Source organism: Acinetobacter legionensis, assembly GCF_048552295.1.
Classification (GTDB): Bacteria; Pseudomonadota; Gammaproteobacteria; order Pseudomonadales; family Moraxellaceae; genus Acinetobacter.
On the sequence record NZ_JBIMCW010000020.1, the window covers coordinates 1 to 19,231 of the forward strand.

20 protein-coding genes and 1 tRNA gene are annotated in these 19,231 nt (G+C 37.2%); 12 read left to right on the top strand and 9 right to left on the bottom strand.

Features of this window, described 5'->3' with window-relative positions; all coding sequences use genetic code 11:
* Positions 1 to 94: 94 nt before the first annotated feature.
* Positions 95 to 397, bottom strand: coding sequence for an MBL fold metallo-hydrolase (locus tag ACG916_RS15075; RefSeq protein ID WP_419329053.1), 303 nt, complete (start codon positions 395 to 397; stop codon positions 95 to 97).
* 299 nt (positions 398 to 696) lie between these two features.
* On the opposite strand from ACG916_RS15075, the gene xseA reads away from it, so the two are divergent.
* The 4 genes from xseA to ACG916_RS15095 all read left to right on the top strand — a co-directional run bounded on the left by xseA (position 697) and on the right by ACG916_RS15095 (position 5,783).
* A complete protein-coding gene (gene xseA, locus ACG916_RS15080) occupies positions 697 to 1,962 on the top strand; it encodes an exodeoxyribonuclease VII large subunit (protein WP_419329052.1) in 1,266 nt (421 codons plus the stop codon).
* Positions 1,952 to 2,146 carry an exodeoxyribonuclease VII small subunit gene (xseB, locus tag ACG916_RS15085; protein WP_419329051.1) on the top strand — a complete coding sequence of 65 codons (195 nt, stop codon included), beginning with the start codon at positions 1,952 to 1,954 and terminating at the stop codon, positions 2,144 to 2,146. The genes xseA and xseB overlap by 11 nt, the downstream gene beginning before the upstream one ends.
* A gap of 105 nt (positions 2,147 to 2,251) precedes the next feature.
* Positions 2,252 to 4,987 carry a UvrD-helicase domain-containing protein gene (locus ACG916_RS15090; RefSeq protein WP_419329050.1) on the top strand — a complete coding sequence of 912 codons (2,736 nt, stop codon included), beginning with the start codon at positions 2,252 to 2,254 and terminating at the stop codon, positions 4,985 to 4,987.
* 550 nt (positions 4,988 to 5,537) lie between these two features.
* A complete protein-coding gene (locus ACG916_RS15095) occupies positions 5,538 to 5,783 on the top strand; it encodes a hypothetical protein (RefSeq protein WP_419329049.1) in 246 nt (81 codons plus the stop codon).
* Between the two features lie 29 nt (positions 5,784 to 5,812).
* Here the strand turns inward: ACG916_RS15095 and ACG916_RS15100 are convergent, their stop codons facing one another.
* The 4 genes from ACG916_RS15100 to ACG916_RS15115 form a co-directional block, all read right to left on the bottom strand.
* The gene (locus tag ACG916_RS15100; protein WP_419329048.1) at positions 5,813 to 6,766 is read right to left on the bottom strand and encodes a recombination directionality factor; all 954 of its coding nucleotides are present in this window, start codon (positions 6,764 to 6,766) and stop codon (positions 5,813 to 5,815) included.
* Positions 6,767 to 6,948: 182 nt separating this feature from the next.
* Positions 6,949 to 7,995: a YqaJ viral recombinase family nuclease gene (locus ACG916_RS15105; RefSeq protein WP_419329047.1), complete on the bottom strand. Its 1,047-nt coding sequence runs from the start codon at positions 7,993 to 7,995 to the stop codon at positions 6,949 to 6,951.
* Between the two features lie 154 nt (positions 7,996 to 8,149).
* Positions 8,150 to 9,199 carry a DUF932 domain-containing protein gene (locus tag ACG916_RS15110; protein WP_419329046.1) on the bottom strand — a complete coding sequence of 350 codons (1,050 nt, stop codon included), beginning with the start codon at positions 9,197 to 9,199 and terminating at the stop codon, positions 8,150 to 8,152.
* An 89-nt stretch (positions 9,200 to 9,288) separates the two neighbouring features.
* The gene (locus ACG916_RS15115) at positions 9,289 to 9,537 is read right to left on the bottom strand and encodes a hypothetical protein (protein ID WP_419329045.1); all 249 of its coding nucleotides are present in this window, start codon (positions 9,535 to 9,537) and stop codon (positions 9,289 to 9,291) included.
* A 715-nt stretch (positions 9,538 to 10,252) separates the two neighbouring features.
* On the opposite strand from ACG916_RS15115, the gene ACG916_RS15120 reads away from it, so the two are divergent.
* Genes ACG916_RS15120 through ACG916_RS15135 form a run of 4 tightly spaced genes read left to right on the top strand, consistent with a single transcriptional unit; the run spans position 10,253 to position 11,744 of the window.
* Entirely contained in the window at positions 10,253 to 10,531 is a 279-nt protein-coding gene (locus tag ACG916_RS15120; protein WP_419329044.1) for a hypothetical protein, read from the top strand.
* A gap of 10 nt (positions 10,532 to 10,541) precedes the next feature.
* Positions 10,542 to 10,691, top strand: coding sequence for a hypothetical protein (locus ACG916_RS15125; RefSeq protein ID WP_419329043.1), 150 nt, complete (start codon positions 10,542 to 10,544; stop codon positions 10,689 to 10,691).
* Between the two features lie 51 nt (positions 10,692 to 10,742).
* Positions 10,743 to 11,159, top strand: coding sequence for a hypothetical protein (locus ACG916_RS15130; RefSeq protein ID WP_419329042.1), 417 nt, complete (start codon positions 10,743 to 10,745; stop codon positions 11,157 to 11,159).
* A gap of 12 nt (positions 11,160 to 11,171) precedes the next feature.
* Positions 11,172 to 11,744 (top strand): membrane lipoprotein lipid attachment site-containing protein, encoded by a 573-nt coding sequence (locus ACG916_RS15135; RefSeq protein WP_419330594.1) that lies wholly within the window; start codon positions 11,172 to 11,174, stop codon positions 11,742 to 11,744.
* A 152-nt stretch (positions 11,745 to 11,896) separates the two neighbouring features.
* Here ACG916_RS15135 and ACG916_RS15140 read toward each other — a convergent pair whose 3' ends face one another.
* Positions 11,897 to 13,231 (bottom strand): hypothetical protein, encoded by a 1,335-nt coding sequence (locus tag ACG916_RS15140; RefSeq protein ID WP_419329040.1) that lies wholly within the window; start codon positions 13,229 to 13,231, stop codon positions 11,897 to 11,899.
* A 78-nt stretch (positions 13,232 to 13,309) separates the two neighbouring features.
* Here ACG916_RS15140 and ACG916_RS15145 point away from each other — a divergent pair, with 78 nt between their 5' ends.
* The 3 genes from ACG916_RS15145 to ACG916_RS15155 all read left to right on the top strand — a co-directional run bounded on the left by ACG916_RS15145 (position 13,310) and on the right by ACG916_RS15155 (position 16,133).
* Positions 13,310 to 13,531, top strand: coding sequence for an AlpA family phage regulatory protein (locus ACG916_RS15145; RefSeq protein ID WP_419368198.1), 222 nt, complete (start codon positions 13,310 to 13,312; stop codon positions 13,529 to 13,531).
* Between the two features lie 428 nt (positions 13,532 to 13,959).
* Positions 13,960 to 15,147, top strand: a complete 1,188-nt coding sequence (locus tag ACG916_RS15150; RefSeq protein ID WP_419329038.1) for a YagK/YfjJ domain-containing protein — start codon at positions 13,960 to 13,962, stop codon at positions 15,145 to 15,147.
* Complete coding sequence (locus tag ACG916_RS15155; protein WP_419329037.1) at positions 15,144 to 16,133, top strand: hypothetical protein; 990 nt, start codon at positions 15,144 to 15,146, stop codon at positions 16,131 to 16,133. The genes ACG916_RS15150 and ACG916_RS15155 overlap by 4 nt, the downstream gene beginning before the upstream one ends.
* 235 nt (positions 16,134 to 16,368) lie before the next feature.
* Here ACG916_RS15155 and ACG916_RS15160 read toward each other — a convergent pair.
* Together ACG916_RS15160 and greB are read right to left on the bottom strand one after the other, a co-directional pair.
* Positions 16,369 to 16,458, bottom strand: a tRNA-Ser gene (locus tag ACG916_RS15160).
* Between the two features lie 111 nt (positions 16,459 to 16,569).
* The gene (gene greB / locus ACG916_RS15165; RefSeq protein WP_419329036.1) at positions 16,570 to 17,043 is read right to left on the bottom strand and encodes a transcription elongation factor GreB; all 474 of its coding nucleotides are present in this window, start codon (positions 17,041 to 17,043) and stop codon (positions 16,570 to 16,572) included.
* A gap of 554 nt (positions 17,044 to 17,597) precedes the next feature.
* Between greB and ACG916_RS15170 the strand changes: the two genes are divergently transcribed.
* Positions 17,598 to 18,707, top strand: a complete 1,110-nt coding sequence (locus ACG916_RS15170) for an MltF family protein (protein ID WP_336952668.1) — start codon at positions 17,598 to 17,600, stop codon at positions 18,705 to 18,707.
* An 83-nt stretch (positions 18,708 to 18,790) separates the two neighbouring features.
* Here ACG916_RS15170 and ACG916_RS15175 read toward each other — a convergent pair whose 3' ends face one another.
* The gene (locus tag ACG916_RS15175; protein WP_004722377.1) at positions 18,791 to 19,174 is read right to left on the bottom strand and encodes an SCP2 sterol-binding domain-containing protein; all 384 of its coding nucleotides are present in this window, start codon (positions 19,172 to 19,174) and stop codon (positions 18,791 to 18,793) included.
* Between the last annotated feature and the right edge of the window lie 57 nt (positions 19,175 to 19,231).

Here is a 19,231-nt window from a genome sequence, read left to right on the forward strand (position 1 = left end):
TGAACCGCTCTTTCTCTGATTTCAGGGGTATATTTTAATTTTGTCATCGGGATAGTCTCTCAGAATATTGACTCTCCGACAAACCCGGTACGGTTCAATTGGTCATTTGGGGAAGATAATCAGGATGTTCGAAGGCTTTGAGCAACCCTCCAATATGATCATCATCTACATGAGTAAGTATAACAAGATCAATTTTTTGATTATCTTTGCGTAGATCATCCAAAACTCTTTTTAGATGTCCATCACGTTGATCACCTGGCTCACGTGGCCTAAAAGAATATTCAGGCCCCCCATCAACCAATATTCTTATATTCCCTTGTTTAGACTCACTTGTAATTAAAATTGAATCCCCATGAAGGGCTTTAATAAATTCTATTCTTAGACTCACAATACGCACATCTTCACAAGGGTATACAGAAGATATTATCAGGTATAGAGTACTAAAATAAGTTATGACTTCCGAAAATGAAAAAATATTTTAGAAAATTTCCCAAGGATTGCTTTAAATCGTACGAAGGTTTTACAGATTTAACCTAATGACCTGAACTGACTGCTACAATCTTTTCTGAGCGGACTATATGTAGATCAAGTCATGTGTTGCTGTTGCTGCTTATCTAATCTTGCATACTTCTACTTACTACATATCTACATTTTTTGCTAATATCTAAATACTAAAATCAATCACAATTAAATTGAATGCCTGAATTTAAGCTATCGCTCAGTGAATATCTTGCAACAGTCCAAGAGGTCATACAACTGACTTTTGAAGATGCGGTATGGGTGAAAGCTGAGATTCGCAACTTAAATATTAAAGGTGGGCATTTCTACCTTGAACTTGCTGAAAAGGATGAAAGCACAGATAAAGTGATTGCCCATTGTAAGGCAACAATCTGGAAGTCTACTGCTCAAAAAATTGTACCCAAGTTTGAGCGCGAAAGTGGTGTCGAACTTTCTAAGGATTTGAATGTGCTGATTAAAGTTAAAGCGCGCTTTGATCCGCAGTATGGTTTTTCAGTCAACATCGAGGAAATTGATTCTTCTTTTACCTTGGGTGATCTTGCAAGGCGTTATCAACAGGTTATAGAACGTTTAACGCAAGAGGGCTTAATTCATAAAAACAAGCAGCTTCCCTTACCTTTCGATATTCATCATGTTTTAGTCATTACCCCTGAGAATGCAGCAGGTTTAGGTGACTTTAAGCGTGATGCTGATATTCTTGAAAAAACAGGTGTTTGTCATTTTGTCTATCACACAGCCACTTTTCAAGGGAATATGGCAGTAGCGAGTATTATTGACAGCATTTCAACGAGCTTAAAACAATGGGCAAAGGATTTTAAAATTGCACCTGATTTAATTGTGATTATCCGTGGTGGTGGTGCAGTCAATGATTTGGCTTATTTGAATGATTATGACTTGGCAGCCCTACTGTGTAAGCGCAGTGTTCCGATTTGGGTGGGTATTGGTCATGAAAAAGATCGTACAATTCTAGATGAAGTGGCTCACCGTTCATTCGATACACCTAGTAAGGTTATTGCTGGCATTCGTAATGTGATTGTAGAACGGTCACAGCAAGCGACTGACTGTTTACACACCATAAAACTATTGTCACAACATCAGATTACTGCTTATCAAAGTCAAAATGAACATTTGATGCAGATCATCAAAACTCTGGCTCAAGCCCAAATCAATACGGCATCCAGTTCTCTTGTACAATTTAAAGAACAAACTCAGTATTTTGCCAATCAACAGCTTAAACATGCCTCAAACCAAATTGAGGTTTTACTTAGAGAGACATTGCTACAAAACCCAAAACAAGTGATGTCTAAGGGGTATGCAGTCATCCGTACTGAAGGTAAAGCAATACGCTCTGTTCAACAATTAAAATCGTCTCAATTTTCTGTTGAAATGCAGGATGGGATCATTGAAGCCAAAGTCACACAGGTAATCACTCATGACAAATGAAACTTTAAGCTTTAAACAAGGTTATGACATTCTAAAACGTAATGCAGATTTACTGGAATCTCAGGAAGAGCCTGATATTGATAATTTGATGAAGGTCGTCGAAGAGTCGATGGATGCTTTTAAATCTTGTAAATCAAGAGTTGATGCTGTGCAACAAGCGTTGAATAAAACCTTTAAAGAGTAACAATGGTTGTTGATAATTTCTATCATACTGCTGAATTAAATAACTTCAACGCTTACAATTACATATAAACCATTAATTATTTTAATAATTTTTCTTTAGGACATTATGGAAATCCATCCAAGTTTACTCAGCTACATTTTTGCAGGCTCAGCCAAATGGTATCTAAGCTATGAATACCCTGAACTCACAATTAAGCTTGATGACAACACGACAAAAATGACTCCTGAGCAGGTCTTAGACATTCATATCCAAAAGGGTTGGATATGGTCATCTTTGACACTTAAAACGCTTGATCAGATTTTTTTGTTCAAAGGCATATTCAATTCACAAGCCGAAGAATTTCGAACTCAAATTCAAAGTGATACAGAATTCCTAAAAAATAAAAGAAATGCAGAACAAATTAAAGCCGTTCTGCAACCATTTATCATTGAATACCAAGACTTTATTCATCAAGATCGTTACCTATCTCATCGTTTTTCAAATTTATTCAGGTCAGACTTAATTGCACGCTCAAAACCTGATGTTGACCGATTTGACAGTTTAATCAAACGTGATCGTTCATTTTGCTTTGAATCACAACAACAGGTAGCCTTTGAACAGCTTCAAAAATTGATTGAATTACCGATCCAAGCAAACTATGCCATCGATACTAAAAACTCTCGTTTTATTGACAGTGAATTAGTTAAATATAAAGATTTTTTTGATCAGGTTGAAGCTACCCCACTCACGCATGAACAACGGGTTTCTTCGATCATTTTTGAAGACCGTAACTTGTTGGTCGCTGCGGCAGGTTCAGGTAAAACTTCTACCATCGTTGGGAAAGTGGGTTATGCATTATTAACAGGTCTTTATCAACCTGAAGAAATTTTAGTATTGGCTTTTAATAGGAATGCAGGAGAAGAACTGAATGAGCGGATCAATTTAAGGCTTAGCAATATTCTTACTCAGTTTAATGGCAAAATTGAAGCACTGAATTTTCATAAATTAGGTGTAAGGATCATTGGCAAAGCCACTGGTAAAAGCCCTACAGTTTCAGCACATGCAGAAAATATAAAACGCCTCTTAGATAGAATTATTCAACAGTTAAATGAAACTGACTCAGACTTTCAGGAAAAGTATCTTTTATTTAAAACAGCTTATTTAAAAGCTCCACTCTCGCCTTTTGCATTCAAAACTCAAAGTGAATGGGATAAGGCACAAAAACAATCATTTGATAGATTCAAGGATGGCTTTGAAACTTACCAAGGTGAAATCGTAAAATCCCATGGCGAAAAAGCTATCGCCAACTGGTTATATAGCCAAGGTATTCCCTATCAATACGAATGCAATTATGAACATGACACTGCGGATGAAAGTCACCGCCAGTACAAACCTGATTTTTATTTTCCTGAAATCAACCTTTATTTAGAACATTATGCTGTGGATCAGCATGGTAAACCTCCAGCTCATTTTGGGCAAAAATACCTAAATGAAATGAAATGGAAAGCTGAAATTCACAAGCAGTATAAGACTGATTTAATCAGCACCACTTTTCACGAGTTTATTACAGGTTCAATTTTTCATAAACTAGAGAAAGAACTTAAATTACGTGGACAAGCATTTACCCCACGTAGCTTAACTGAGATCAATATAAAAGCCGAATCTATTTACGAACAAAGTGCAAATGACCTCTACAGTAGTTTTTTAAGCCATTATAAATCTAATCAAGCCAATACAACTCAGCTTTTAGCAAACTCGTCATTAACGCTTAGACAAAGTCTATTTTTAGAGTTGTTTGCCAAAGTTTATGCAAAATACGATGCTATTTTAAAATCCAGCCAAGAGCATGATTTTGATGATTTGCTGATTGAATCAGCCAAACTGATCAACGAAAATAAATATAAGAGTCCATTTAAACTCATTATAGTGGATGAGTTTCAGGATACATCTCAAGCTAGAGCACGCCTTATCCAGTCTTTACTCAACCAAGTACCTGAAGCAAAACTGTTTTGTGTTGGTGATGACTGGCAAGCAATCTATCGCTTTGCAGGTTCAGATATCAGTATTTTTACTCAGTTTCAAAAAGTCTTTGGTTATACCAAACAAACTCAACTTACCCAAACATTCCGTTCCAATCAAGGTATTGCCAATATTGCTAGTGGTTTTATCCAAAAAAATAAAGCACAACTTCAAAAGGTGGTTAATGCTGTTGATCAATCGACCACTAAAGTCGTCGAAATTAGCTTTTCAACAAATAAAAAAGATATTGATCAATATTTACTTAAAACCATTATGGAAATCAATAATACAAATTCAGGTCAAGCTAAAAAGAAATCTATTTATATATTAGCACGATACAATCGCCATGAACCCCAAATCAGCAGTATTCGACCTTTTTTAACCCATTGTACAGTCCAGTTTAAAACCATTCACTCATCGAAAGGCTTACAAGCGGACTATGTTATTTTGGTTGGCTTGAATAAAGGTGGAAACTCTTTCCCTGCTGACAAGGAAGATGATCCTCTATTGAATATGGTACTTCCCCAACCTGAAGCACATGCTTTTGCTGAAGAACGTCGCTTGTTTTATGTGGCTCTGACTCGTGCAAAAGAAAAGGTTTATCTCATTGGAGAGCGAGGCTCTATTTTCCTTGATGAGATTATTAAAGACCAAAATTTCAAAGAATTGATTTACATACCTCAAGACGAGCATAAACCTGCAAATAGTGAAATACCACCTGAGTGGTTATGTCCGAAATGTAATCAAGGACGTATCTGGAAGAAAACAGGACCTTATGGTGAATTTATGGCATGTAATCGCTATCCGAATTGTAACTATAAGCGGACTTTAAAACGCCATTAAATTTCTATTAATTTTTTTAACAATTTGCATGTAGCCATACTCTAGCGCAAGCTCTTCATAATCACCTAAGTAATTATCAAAATTAATCTCTGGTAAATATATGTCTACAATTTGAAAGTGATCATGCCAAGAGTGGTATTCAGCAATAATTATATGAGGTGCATCCTTGAACTGTCCTGAAGTTAAGTCAACTTTTATACCGAGTATATCAAGCCATAGATGGAGTTGAGATGATTTCTTTCAACATTGTCCCTTAATCATTAAAACATCAGTAATTTGGTATGCCCTTTCCTAAATTAAAAATCGGGCTAACAACATAGAGGTAAATTCACAGCAATTGTCTGGAAATAAAGACAATATTTTAAAATGAAAATCAGCTTTATTAATTTTAGAAAATGCTTTTAAAAAATCTTGAACATCTTTCTCAATTTTTACTTTTGGCTTGTTAGCGACCATTCTTATACTCAAAATATTTAATTACAATGAATTAATTGAGATTTAAGTCATATAGGGATACTTTCTAAATTATCAATTATTTTCTAGATCCACAATGTCTGATAGTTTTTCACCTAAATATATTCGTAATTTGAAAGCTCGTTCACCATCGGGTCACTTGATTAGCATTACTATTTTTTCTGAATATCGACCTGAAGAAGTTGAGAAAAAAACAAAAGCAATTTGGGCAATAAATAAGTTACGCTTGAATGAAGATAATGAGGTCATAAATTTTTTAGATGGTCGTACAACTTTTTTTCATCCCAAAACAAATGAAGAATATACGGTTATCTATGATTAAAATTTAATAACCTCATTCATAATACCTAACTAATTCACCGCCCTGACACTCCCCTGCAAGCCTTGCTGAATATCTTGTGCAAATCCCTCCCCCTGATTAAATTTAGCCATACTTTTCGATCTAGCCTGCTCCTGCTCAGCTTGTACATTTTCAGGTGATATTTGTTCAGCATCTGAATTCTCATCGCTGTAAAACTCCTCCACCATATCCATACCCTCCTCACCATTCACCTCAAACTGTGCATTGGCAAAGCCCTGCCTCGCCATCTGATCTAAAGCACTTTGATTAAAACCACTCTGCTTACTTTGCTGATCAATCTCTTGCGCCATTTGGATCGCTTGCTGAAGATTGACACCATCACGTAGGGTTAAATCCACGTAATAAACAGGGGTACGATAGCTTTGTGTGGTGGACTTTCCTCTCAATGTCAATTGCAGTGGTAGGCAAGATAGTAAACCATTCGATGCTGCATGGTAATAACTCAGTCGTGCTGCCAAGGTGCGGATACTATTAAAACCCGTCGTTCTAAAAATAAAGGTTCCTAGTTCATCCGACTCATCTAAATTGACATGCAACCGCCCATAAGGTTTACAGTTACCTCCTTGTGCCAATGGACATAAATCGGGTGATGGACAGGGATGTTGTTCAATGCCTTGGTTGGTACGTCTTTGACACATTTCACCATTCCCAACACATACAGGCCTGCCCGTCTGACGATCAAATAAAGTGTATTCAGCTCTAAGGTTAAGTTCAGGGTCATTGAAGATCATCCGCACAGGAATAGTTCTCAATTTTTGATTGGGTGCTTTGGCTCGAAGTTGTTCATCGAGTGGATGTTTAATCCAGCCATCCTTATTTTGGATTTGACTGGTAATGGTAAATTGATCATCCTTTTCAGGTAATCGTTTGCCATTTTTTTCAACAACCTTGCCAATGCTAATACGACCTAATATCGGGGGTGTAATCGCTAAACCTTTGATCATAGTGTTTTCCTCATCCGTTATTTTTTACTAATGTTCGGTTGATATGTAGAAATCATTTATTTCTTCGCAATTCAGTCCATTTTGTTCTCTGTAAGTACTTCGGTGCTTACAGGGAACGGGGGCTGTTTTGCGATTTTTTGCAGATATGCGCTGGATTGGATTTGGTTAGAATGAAATTTTGTTTACTCATCATCATGTGCATAGATGTTAAAACGCCGTGAACCTGTTTTGCTTTGTGAAAACTGGTTGAGATATTCAGGGTGTTGTTTGAGTAATGCCTTACTGTCTAAGCTGATCGAGTCTTTGGCCTTTTTCCACGTCACCGAACCTGTCTTAAAGGTGGCACGTTCCGACTCCTGCATCTGGGCTTGCAGTTGATGTTTCAGTAGATCGAAACTTTCTTGATGTTTTTCAATTTGGTTTCGTGCTTTGATCAACTGTTCAAATTGTTGGTTGGCTTGTTCATCCTCACTCAAATCTGTGGTACTCAATGGCACATGTTCAGGATAAAGTTGCTGTAATGCTTGAGCTGCCGATGCGCTGGCATCTGCATCAGGTGGTATATCTTTTTCAACACAGTCCCAAAATTGACGTTCCGCATTAATAATGTGTTGAATGACTGATTCTGAGCGTGTCACTTTGAAGATTCGAGTTTCATGTCCACAAATCAACACACATATATGAGCTGCTTTCTTGCCTGTCACCGCCAATTGGTGTTGTACCTGACACAGTACGTATAAAGGCACACCATCTCGCCACAACTTGGCACCATATTCTCCTGCGGTTTTACATTCCAAGATTTGTACATCGGCATCCCCGACTACGGAATAATCTAAGTTTGCTAACATGAAATGTTTGTCAGGGTCGGGATGTTGCAGTACTGCATTGACTCTGCGGACTTTATAATTGGTGTGCATACTGTAGTATTCAGCCACGAGCGGCTCTAATTGCTTGCCCCAATACAAAGGTGCATGACCTGTACTTTCATCTTCAATGGATTGTTTAATACGTCCTGTTTTAATCATCCACAGTTCGAGCATCGACATATAGGGGTTAAGTCCACAGGCTGCGGCACAATCACTACTGCCGATGCCTTGTCTGCGTATTTCTAACCATTCGGCTTGACTGAGTTTTTTGGTCTCCACGAAGCGTTTTGCAGTAAATAATTTTGGGGCAATAAAGGCTTGACTGGCTTGTTGAATAGATGGCTTTAATATGGCTGTATTCATGTTGAATTCCTATTTTTAATCAGGATTAAGATCAAGGTGATAAATAAAGGGCATAAAAAAACCACATCATCGGATGTGGTTTCAAGGGTGTAGCTTGGATGCAATTTAAATCTTTTGTTGAAGTGGAATTACTTAGGCTAAATTATGGAGTAATTTAAACAATCATCCTTAGCGCCTGTTCTAATCCTCGCTGTTTTAAGCCTGCCCCTGCACCAAACCATGCTGAATCAAGTCGATGATCTCGACTCATAGACCGACGCTCATGGTCTGCAAATTCTGTGATAGAACACAGTAAGCCATAGGCCGTTTCCTTGGCTGAGGAGAGCTCTGCGCCCCGTCCATGACCATTAAACATGGTCATCACTTTCGACATTGCACGCCCATTCGGTTCTGCTTTTGTTACATTCGCTTTAATTGACTCAACTGGGTTGTTAGCCACTTTGCGATAGAACTGAATGATGCCTTCATCCTGTTCTGATGGGCTGAGGGTAGTATTGTTAAACACAGCATCGAAATAAGCCGCTGCTTCTTGTTGGGTGACTTTACGCTGACTGAGCTGTTTCATTTCATACATATGTTCATCCCATGCACGCACTGAAATGCCCAATTGCTGTTTGATCTTGTCTGCATCAAACTTGGTACTGTGAGGTACTTTAACCACACCTCGACTTACATCCTGTCCTTTGAGTGCAATCGCTAAGGTATTGTTACAGACCACACGAATAGAAGTAAATTGTGCAGTGGTGGCAAGCGTACCATCACATGCCGTTGCTAAAAGTATGTAGCCATTACTGACATCTTTGCCTTTTAAGGCTGAGGTCTGTCCTGTTCGTGCCAATGCCCAGAATTTCTTACCACCTTTGAGGACGCCAGCTGTTTCCAATTCAAAGCCTGATTGCTCTGTTAAATCTTTGTAGAAATGTAGAATTTCTTTGGGTTGAACTTCTTGATAACGTTGACTGACCACAGATAAAGGCGCATGCGTGTCTGAACGGTATAAAACCCGTTGTTCTTCAAACGGCATGATGATGTTTTGCCCACGTTGATTTTGTGCCATGTAGCTAACATCAGAGGATTCAATCCGCCAGTCCATGCCTGCTTGTTGTGCCCAGACTTCAATCGGCTGATGGTGGGTGAGTTGATTGCCTAAGCCATGCCAAGGGGTTTGTCCGACATAGGCCATTTGTTCGATAAGGTGTGCCATGAAATATAGTCCTAATTTAAGATAATGAATTTTTTGAATTTAAAAATGAATATGCTATTTACGATCGTGTTGAATGCTTGCTGAGCAAGCTATTTGCTAAAAGGTGGTCGTGAATTATTTGGCGTTTGTTCGGCAATGACCAAAATCACACCACCCAACATGGCACCTGCAACCCCACCAATAAAAGGTGAATAGCCCAAGGAACGTGCCAGTGACATCCCCAATAGGGCTAAAGTGGTCGGTGAATTGGTTAAACCTAAACCTTGCATCATGGGCTTCATCGTTCCACGTTGCGGAAATATCCCTTCTTCTTCTTGATCAAAATCTCGATACGGCATAAAAAACTCCTGATTGTATTAATGAATCTGTTGTGCATTTCCCAAGCAGTTAGGGAAATCTGATTCGGTTCTTCATTCAGGTGTTATGTATCTGAAATTATTTGCATTCTATTTTTGATTGTTTTTAGCTCGTTATCACAGCGTAGTCCGTAAATGAAATTGACCCTGATCGGGCTTAGCATTATCATGGGCGTGCTGGCCTACATTGCCAGTCGGTTTTAGCAGACCGCAGATCCAGCACGATATATAAAATCAATTTTGTATGTCGTGAAACCCTCGTGTTCCCCCTTTGCGGTAGAACGGGAGGGGGACGCCTCGTGCGTGCTGGTTCCTTGGATCCCAGTCTGCTAACCCCCTTTCGTTCTGCCACCATTATTTAGCAGTAATTTGGTAGAACTTCTTATAATTCCAAGGAGTCAATCATGACTGTTTCTTTATTCTTAAAATTTAACTTTATTCCGATTTTAACTCGCCTCACTCAGCCGAATCGTATCTCTACATTGCTTCGGTAATGAAAATCATTGCACGTCTGATTTTAATCGTCGCTGTAGTGATCTAGCTGGGACCTGCTGTCATTGGCTTTGTGCTGATGATGTTGCTGTTTTGGCTGTTGGTTGAACTGGCTGGCTGGAATAAGTCTCCTCAGTAAATCATTTCATTTCTACGCCTTTTGAAGTCAGACACCATTCATGCTCTATTTATGGCGAGAATCATCATGTCTGTTTTTTATCATCTGCCCATTCTTGGGCTGGCACTGTTCACGGCTGTTGTATTAACAGGTTGTGAAAGTAAATCTAAACGTGACTTTAATGCAGGTTGTCAATCGGGTGGTACAGATCGATCTACCTGTTCCTGTGTCTATGACAAGCTCGAAGCACATTATTCCCCTGCTGTGATGGAGAAACTGGCTCAACAAAATGTCAGTCGTCTTGATCTACCGCAAGATTTTGGCGAGCAAATGTATCGCGCTGCTCAAACTTGTCAAACCTCTTAGGAGAAGCACCATGCAAATCAAAAATTATCTGATCGGAATTTATATCGTGATTGCCTTGCTGTTTTCTGTTTATTTAAAGGGATGCAGTGCCACAGCCGATCGAAGCTATGCCTATAACTTAGGCAAAGCCGTGGTATGGCCAATCTCGATGTTTAAGTAATTTCATTCAATTAAAAATGTATCGAACAACAATAATTAGGAATTAATTTAAATGAACAAAAGAATCAAATACGTTTTACGGTCAGGTGCCGTCATTACCTGCCTATCTATAGGTTCAATCTGTCATGCAGATATGAATCAGGTCATGGCATTGATCAATACACCAACCAATGCACCCGTCGTGAAACGCTGTGAGGGTAATATCAATTGCAACGCCTTTGTTGCGATTAGCAAACAATGGCAAATCATCCCCAAAGGTGATCGTCTCCGTTATTTTATTTATAGCGCTGATCTCAATGCCATGATTCGAGAAGGCAAGGATTTAAAGGAGCCAAAGTTAATGGATATTGATGACTTTGCTTATCAAGTCTTTGATTATCATGCTGAGAATGGCAATGACCGATGGCTGTACGTCAAAGGTTTAGCGGTGCTGAAGTATGTGCAACGTACTCAGTTTTCATCACAGTAAGAGGATGCCATCATGAAAAAATTAATCCTTGCAACTGTGATTGTATCAATACTCACCGCCTGCCAAAAGAAACCTGATGAGCATTCCTCAGTAGCATCCTCAGAGGCACAAGCATCAATTGACACCCAAACTGAATCTAATCTACAAGTTAAAGAGCAAGAAGCAGAAGCTGCTGCTATTGCCCATGACCGTTATGATCCTGACAGTACTTACACAGGGGCTGAAAATATTGATATTCCACCGCCTCAGCTGAAACGTGAGTTATTGGCAGGCGAAGCACTCGAAGTCAAATACCGCCCTGTGGATGCTTACCCAAATTTTAAAGTTATCACAAGTACGGTTTATGACACCACGCGTTTAAAAGTAGTGTCTGAAGTCAACGATGTGATAGATAAAGTTGAAATGGACAATCCAAACTGTAAAGTCGTGGGGCTAGAACCTTTTACCACTAAATTTCCAAGTGTGTCTTATTATGGAGCAATATTTAACATTGTTTTAAAAGGCTGTTCTGCTGAGGGAATTAAGGAAGTCTATCTGTATACCACGCATGGTAAAATTACCTATCGTGCCATTGTTGAGCAATGAGTGTTTTAACGTAAAATAAGCAGGAAGCCATTTTAGCTCCCTGCATTATCACCCATTTTTTATGTTTAATTTCACTGTCAAATGATCACTAAAAAAGTAAAAAAATAATGCTCATTTTAGCCCTTAAAACCCCATGTGATAGTTATCCTGAGTTATTCATAATTAAACAGTTTTTTATCTTTTTTATGCTTATCATACATCGATCGAATTGCACTCCAATTCCACTCCAATATTTCAATTTTACCCGCTGTTTTTTCACCCTCTTTTTCTAGATGATCAAATAGTTTTATTGACCAAGCATCAGTTTTATCATTTTCCAAATTAAGTTTAACCATAAATGACATCTCCTCAAAACCTTTTTCTAGAAATTTAAAAAATGCTTCAATTTGATTTCTTGCTTCTGCATCTGTTCTGCTCTTTTTCTTTTCTACTACAACTTCGTTCAATTCAATACCTGAATTCAGTTCTTTTTGGTATTGTTCTAAAAAATTGACATATAAAATACTTCTTAAGACAGGAATAATTGAACTTTCATCTTTCACACTTCTATACACTAAGTGTTGCTCTTTTGGCCACGCTTGCAATAATAATTTCATGATATTATTACATTCATCTAAACGATCATCACAACGTTGTGTGAATGTAGCGCGATCTTCCAATATTCCACTTGCCTTTTTAGCATTAAAATTTTGAGGATCATGATATAAATACTCAAAATAAAAAAGTTCAATAAGATGCTGAAATAAGAAATGTAAAAGATTATCAACCAAAGTGCCTGGTGCGAAATCCAAAGGTGTTCTTAATGTGGAGTAATAGCGCTTACCCATAACTGTTTTGTAAGTAGAATAGCCTGTAATAGATGAGCGCCCAAAAATAGAGTAATACGGAATTTGCTTCAGTAACTCAATAAATTTTGCACGTAACTCATGAGTCCCGAGTCGGACGTCTGGATTTGTCAACTCAGCATAAATTTGAAAATATTTAAAAATGGATTGAGTAACCCGTTCTTTTGCAACAAATGATGAATATGCATACTTTTCACTAAACTCAATAAATTGTTCTAGGGTTGTGCCTGATTCTTTAGATGATGACAATTTATGAAAAATTTTAATAAAAAAGTCAGTAACTATTTTTTCCTTGAGTTCAAAATCAGAAAACAAGGTTCTGTTGTATTGGACATCTTGGTACTGATAATAATCCCAGAAATATTGAGTGAATTCGTAAATAATATCTGCTTCAGTTGAATCAAGATTAATCGTTTGATGTTTACTATGTTTTTTAATTTTAATATGAAGATTTTTAACATTTTTTCTTAAAAACTGTTTAATTTCATATTCAACAGTTTTGTTGTTTTCTTCAAACCATTGATAAATTTCTGGAAACTTATTCTGTACCTTAATCCTTTCACAAGAATACATGACCACCAACCGAAAAAGGTTGGCTAATATTTCTTTAAACATTGTTTCATTCTGAGTCTTTTGGTTCACGTAATGATTTCCAACTATTCTTTACGTATGTTTTTAGCATAATTCCGTTGTGTCCACATCAATCCAATGGAGATTTTTATGCAAAACAATCAAAGCTATGCTGACACTATGCGTATGTTGAAATTACGTGATGTCACCGATAAATGTCAGATCAGCCGCTCAACCATTTATGACAAACTCGATCAAAAGTCTAAGCGATACGACCCTGACTTCCCTAAGCCCCGTAAGCTGGGCATGAACAGTGTTGCTTGGGTAGAAAATGAAGTTGAGCTATGGCTCAAGAACCTACCCTTTCATTAATTTTATCGGCATAACTTTCATCACTTCTTAGTTCTCGTATCCCTGTAAATCACGAGGAGCAGTTTATTCAATTGCCCCTGTAGGAGGACTATGTCTTGTGAAAGTGAATTTAGGTTTTTTAATTTAATTAATAATCTTATTAGCACTATTAATAATCTTATTAGCACTCTAATTAATACGATGATTAACAATCTTATTAAACCATTAAACAGACTAAAGATTTAATTAATACGCTTAACAATATCTATATGAATGAAAGAGTTAGTTTACTAAATACTGTTTTATATCTCTATAAGATCAGTGCCTATACCAACTAGCTCATCAGAGAGATGATCTACTTCATCTCTCATCATTCTTATAATTCTAAAGCATTATTCAGTTAATTCAATTATCTAGCATATAAACCAATGACTATAAGAGCAAAGCCAATGGAAAACCGAATAGATATTGATCAGAAATATCCACCTAATTTATTAGAACTCACTAGTGAGCAAGACAATGGTCTATTCATCCTTAAAGAAAATCCTGTTATTTCGACTATATACAGTACCATTCTTTGCGTTAATCGAATTGAAAACGAATCAATAGATCGCTTGTTTAAACTCAGCAACGAGGGCTTGAGCTTAAAGACTTATGTACCTGCTCTTGAATTATTCTTAAAAGGAATTTGTTCAATTGAACAAGCGAGTCAAAGTAACTACCACTGTGAACATAGCATTATTTTCAAACAAGCATATAACGTGGCTGTTGCACCTAATATTCATCCTGAAGATGAGCCTTCTTTTTGGAAAGCAGCACCAAATCGTACATTCGAATTATTAGATGATATGACGGGAGAACTGATCTGCTCTCATACAACGGCTCAACTTAAAAATAATTTGGTTCGTGAGATTTTGATTCGAATCGACTCACCGATCTTTACAAAGGCTCAATACGCTCGTCGTGAAAGATCAAAGGATCAATATAAAGGGGCTAGAAAGCTCGTTCAAGCCTTGAGAGACACGTTTAGTAAGCTACTGGTACTTCGTATTGACTTCGGCTGGAAAGAACGGATACAGGATGATGTCACCTTTAAGAAAATGAAAGCTCATCATGCTCAACTCATGAAAGGTTTCCATCATGACAAAGACTTACCTAACATCGTGGGTTATCTCTGGAAGTTAGAGTTTGGTGAGAAAAAAGGCTATCACTACCACTGTATCTTTTTTATGGATGGGAACAAGTTTCAAAGCGATACGCACTACGCAGAAATGATTGGTCAACGCTGGACTGAGATTACCCTAGGCAAAGGTTATTACTTCAATTGCCACCGTGACAAAATCAAATATCGTCACCTTGCAATTGGCATAGCACGTCATAGTGACCAAACCTTCTTCGACAATCTTGATCAGGTTCTAGTCTACATCTGTAAGCAAGATCAGTTTCTGATTGATAAGCGCTTACTAGGGAATGTTCATACCTTTGCAACCAGCAATCGTACAAAACAACCGAAAACAGTTGGTCGTCCGCGTATTTTTAAAATTATCCCTAATCCAATCCCTCAGGATAAATTAATCAGTCCTGTGACCCTTGTTAAGAAAAAATTAGTCATTAAACCATCAGGTAAATCATTATGAGCTTCGAACAACTTCAGCAATTCAGTAATTTAGATTTGATTTGTGGACAAAATAATTTAATCGTTATGAAATGGCTTCATACCTTGGGTGAAGCATCTCATCAATTATGTCTAAAAAGTTCAAAACCTTTGCAAATCAGAGGTCAGGTATTAACACCAACAGCACCATTGATCGAGCTTGATCGTGTGCTAAAGATGCAACGTCAAATGATGCAAAGCAATTGTGCATTCCCCTTAACCACTTTGCCTAATGAGTTTATTGTAAACAAAGGCGCTAGTTTCCTAGTGTCTAAAATGCATCAAATCGTTATGCAAAATAGTTGGTTTGATATTTTAGGGATTAATCAACACCCTGATAAACAAGCAATACATTCTTCCTTAAATCAACTTTGGAATGAAATACGTGGTTATTCAATCAGTGTTGAGGCTGAGAGCGACGTTAACAAGCGTAAAAAGCTCATATCAGACCAAGCTAAGGAAAACTCACGTATTGTCAATCGATTGCTCACTCAACACGCTAACATCTCATCTACCAAGCTCTTTTATTGCTTTTGTGCCAAAGGTGATACAGCATCGTTACAAGTAAATGAGCTAGAAAAAGCAATTGTTAAGCTTAAAAGTAAATTGATTGACCAATTTCAGCAACTTAATCAAGGAAACCTATTTTGCATCCAATGGCGGATTCAAAAAACATTGTATGGGCAGTACTACCTCAATATGTTGGTTTATCACGAACAAAATCATCAGTTACAACTGCCTCAGGATCAAAATCTATTATCACATTCGATTGATAAAGAAGGTCAAATTTCGGTTCAACTGAATTTGCCAAATATTTCTATTCAAACTCTGAAGCTTGAGCGTGATAATTTCCAAGGCATTAATTTAGCAGAGTGGAAAGTTATTTTTAACAATATGCTCTATCCTTTGAAGTATTACTACTATCAATCCAAAGTCATCAAATCAAATTTTGAGTATATTGTTTATTAATCGTATTTGACTCATTCAGTCACAGCCCAGTAGTTCCTTATTGGGCTTTTTTACGTGTTGGAAATAGTGATATGAACTTATCGTGAATTTAAACTAAATGAATGACTCTTCCTACAACGTCCTAAATCCACCAATTTGATGTTATCTAATCCAAAATTTTATGTGGGTTACAATGTGGGACAAAAGCACAAGCAAGAAAAAAGCCCTTGCAATAACAAGGGCTTAGATCAATATTTGGCGGAAGCGGTGAGATTCGAACTCACGGAGGACTCACACCCTCGTCGGTTTTCAAGACCGGTGCATTAAACCGCTCTGCCACGCTTCCAATGGCGGCTATCATATAAATAAAATTGCGACTTGGCAAATCTTTTTCAGTATTCCTTCAATCAAGTGTACAAAATAAAGTCAATTTTTACTGATTTGATGAATATTCAAGCTACTCATAACGAATTGAATTGATATACCAACGTTTTTTCCCTAAAGGTGTTACGACTTCAACATCATCATCCACTTGTTTTGAAAGCAAAGCTCTTGCCATCGGTGAGTCAATTGATACATGTTGTGGATGATGATCATAAATCTCATCTACCCCGACAATACGTATGGTTTTCTGTTCACCATCATCATTTTCAATTTCAACCCATGCCCCAAAATACACTTTGCCTGCTTGCTCTGGAGAAAAATCGATAATACGTAATTCTTCTAGCCGCTTACCCAAATAACGTACTCGACGATCAATTTTTCGAAGTAGCTGTTTATTATACTGGTAATCAGCATTCTCAGAACGGTCACCTAGACTTGCAGCCCATGTTACTTTCTTAGTAATTTCAGGTCGTTCTTCTCGCCAAAGATGTTGTAACTCAGCAACCAACAGATCATGCCCTGAACGGGTAATTAAATTTGATTTCATGATTTAAAACCATTCACAATATATATGCACTTGATACTTATTTTTGAAAAAATGTTTTTATAGTCTACAACCAATACAGTAAAAATGTCAGATTAAAAATCTTGCATTTTAAGGTTTAAAAAGGGATAAAATCCTTTTTTTCCTATTTAAATTCGCACAAAAAATTCAACAGAAAAACGTTTTAAAAGTGGTAAATCTTAACTTAGCTTTGGAACATTTCCTTACAGTTTTTGACAAGCTATTTCAGCTTTAAAATCCACGTAATTATTAAAAAAATATTCCTTTAAAAATCATAATCTTAAATATTTAAAATTGATCATTTTTCATACAAAGTTTGACAGATCTAAAAACCGCCTATATTATGCGCACATGTTTTATGAGTTTATTTTTTTAATTTTGTAGTTTTTCTGCAAAATCTTTCTATCCCACATGTCATTTTTTGAATGACGTTCATGACTGCCCACCCTTATTGAATTTACCAACTATAAAAAGTTTTTAGGTGTTTTTGTGCTTATGACTTTTTAGGGCAATAAATTACTTGTAGCGGAGACAACATGCACAGTAGTTCAACCTCTGGGTCGAGGCTTAGCCTTAACTCATTTTTTCGTGCGCTGCCAATCAAAACATTAGTTTTAACCACTGCATTAATTCCTTTTAGCATTAATGCGAGTAAGAACAATCAATACAATGCTGTAGTTAATTCGAGTAAATTAACTGTAGTTGCAGTTTCCAATCCAAGCATCGTGTTTAAGGATGGAGACTATAAGCATGGCTTCGGCTATGACTTAGCCCATAACTATGCTGAAAGTTTAAATGTTAAACTTGAGTTTAAAACTGTCTCAGACAATGCAACAGCATTGAAAATGGTTGCTCAAGGTAAAGCTAATTTTGCGATTACCACTGCAAATATGCAGACAATTGAAGCAGAACGTTTAACCTCATTTTCAGCAAGCTGTGGTGATTTCAACAGTTTAAAAAGTAATGGTTTAAACCCAGAATTGAATTGGGTATTTAAACAAGCTGAAGACCCATTAACAGCAACAGCAAGTGGTTTCATTTGCCAAAGCAAACAAAATGGTTCAACTCAGCAACTTGCCTCATTTTATAATCGTAATGTTGTCAAGAAGGACGATTGGAACGTGATCCAACGTGACCTAAGTTCTCGTCTACCGATTTATAAAGCCAGCTTTAAGCGCTCTGCGCAGCAATATGGCTTAGATTGGCACCTACTTGCTGCAATTGGTTATCAAGAATCATATTTAAAACCAGACTCTGTTTCTCCCACAGGTGTCCGTGGTTTGATGATGTTGACCAATACTACAGCCAAAGAAATGGGTGTAAGTAATCGTAGTGACCCCGCTCAGAGTATCCAAGGCGGCGCAAGATATTTTGATATGATGTTGAGTCGTTATTCTTATATTCGTAATCCAGATCGTCATTGGTATGCGTTGGTTGCATACAATATGGGTCCTGGTGCGGTTGAAGGTATTCAAAAGCGTATCAAAGCACAAGGTAAAGATCCTAATGACTGGATGAATCTTTATAATTATTTGACACGTAATCAAGCAAGTAATGGTCGTTATAAGCAAGCAGTACAGTATGTCACACGTATTCGGGCTTATTTAGAACACATTAAAACCACACCTCGATTATTAGAAATTTAATCTGTATATTAAATAGATTGGATTTGTAAAAAACAGGCAATAAAAAAGCTTACTCTTGGGTAAGCTTTTTTATTTTAAAAGGATTAAGCAGTTTGCTCTAATACTTTCTTAAATAAATCTTTTTGCTCTTGGCTTGGCTTCGCTGTTTGTAAAGCCATCAATTGAGACATATCACCTTGAACTTTGATTTTGCCTGTCATAAATGCTTGCATAGCAGCAGCCATATCAAATTCTAAGAATACTTTACGAAGCGTTTCAGCATCCATGTTCAATGTTGTTTTCGCATTTGCAGAACTACCTTTGACGATTTTTCCGCCGTCTAAAGCAAGCTCAGTGTTGCCATCTGCATCTGCAACAACCAAATTAATTGCTAAACCTGAAAGTGCTGGTGGTAAGTTTAAATCACCTGCTTCAGCAGTTAATTTTTCAACATTTGCAAACCAATCATCAGTTAAAAATGCAGGCATGTTCATTCCTCAAATTATTTATTCAATTTATTGTGTTATCTATCCAGACAACATCAG

Excerpts from the sequence above, each read along its gene's own strand:
- ACG916_RS15115 (WP_419329045.1), bottom strand. The coding sequence starts at position 9,537 with ATGCCGTATCGAGATTTTGATCAAGAAGAAGAAGGGATATTTCCGCAA.
- ACG916_RS15110 (WP_419329046.1), bottom strand. The coding sequence starts at position 9,199 with ATGGCACACCTTATCGAACAAATGGCCTATGTCGGACAAACCCCTTGG.
- ACG916_RS15120 (WP_419329044.1), top strand. The coding sequence starts at position 10,253 with ATGTCTGTTTTTTATCATCTGCCCATTCTTGGGCTGGCACTGTTCACG.
- ACG916_RS15125 (WP_419329043.1), top strand. The coding sequence starts at position 10,542 with ATGCAAATCAAAAATTATCTGATCGGAATTTATATCGTGATTGCCTTG.
- xseB (WP_419329051.1), top strand. The coding sequence starts at position 1,952 with ATGACAAATGAAACTTTAAGCTTTAAACAAGGTTATGACATTCTAAAA.
- ACG916_RS15150 (WP_419329038.1), top strand. The coding sequence starts at position 13,960 with ATGGAAAACCGAATAGATATTGATCAGAAATATCCACCTAATTTATTA.
- ACG916_RS15100 (WP_419329048.1), bottom strand. The coding sequence starts at position 6,766 with ATGATCAAAGGTTTAGCGATTACACCCCCGATATTAGGTCGTATTAGC.
- ACG916_RS15130 (WP_419329042.1), top strand. The coding sequence starts at position 10,743 with ATGAACAAAAGAATCAAATACGTTTTACGGTCAGGTGCCGTCATTACC.
- ACG916_RS15155 (WP_419329037.1), top strand. The coding sequence starts at position 15,144 with ATGAGCTTCGAACAACTTCAGCAATTCAGTAATTTAGATTTGATTTGT.
- ACG916_RS15135 (WP_419330594.1), top strand. The coding sequence starts at position 11,172 with ATGAAAAAATTAATCCTTGCAACTGTGATTGTATCAATACTCACCGCC.
- ACG916_RS15095 (WP_419329049.1), top strand. The coding sequence starts at position 5,538 with ATGTCTGATAGTTTTTCACCTAAATATATTCGTAATTTGAAAGCTCGT.
- ACG916_RS15105 (WP_419329047.1), bottom strand. The coding sequence starts at position 7,995 with ATGAATACAGCCATATTAAAGCCATCTATTCAACAAGCCAGTCAAGCC.
- ACG916_RS15170 (WP_336952668.1), top strand. The coding sequence starts at position 17,598 with ATGCACAGTAGTTCAACCTCTGGGTCGAGGCTTAGCCTTAACTCATTT.
- ACG916_RS15090 (WP_419329050.1), top strand. The coding sequence starts at position 2,252 with ATGGAAATCCATCCAAGTTTACTCAGCTACATTTTTGCAGGCTCAGCC.
- xseA (WP_419329052.1), top strand. The coding sequence starts at position 697 with ATGCCTGAATTTAAGCTATCGCTCAGTGAATATCTTGCAACAGTCCAA.
- greB (WP_419329036.1), bottom strand. The coding sequence starts at position 17,043 with ATGAAATCAAATTTAATTACCCGTTCAGGGCATGATCTGTTGGTTGCT.
- ACG916_RS15145 (WP_419368198.1), top strand. The coding sequence starts at position 13,310 with ATGCAAAACAATCAAAGCTATGCTGACACTATGCGTATGTTGAAATTA.
- ACG916_RS15175 (WP_004722377.1), bottom strand. The coding sequence starts at position 19,174 with ATGCCTGCATTTTTAACTGATGATTGGTTTGCAAATGTTGAAAAATTA.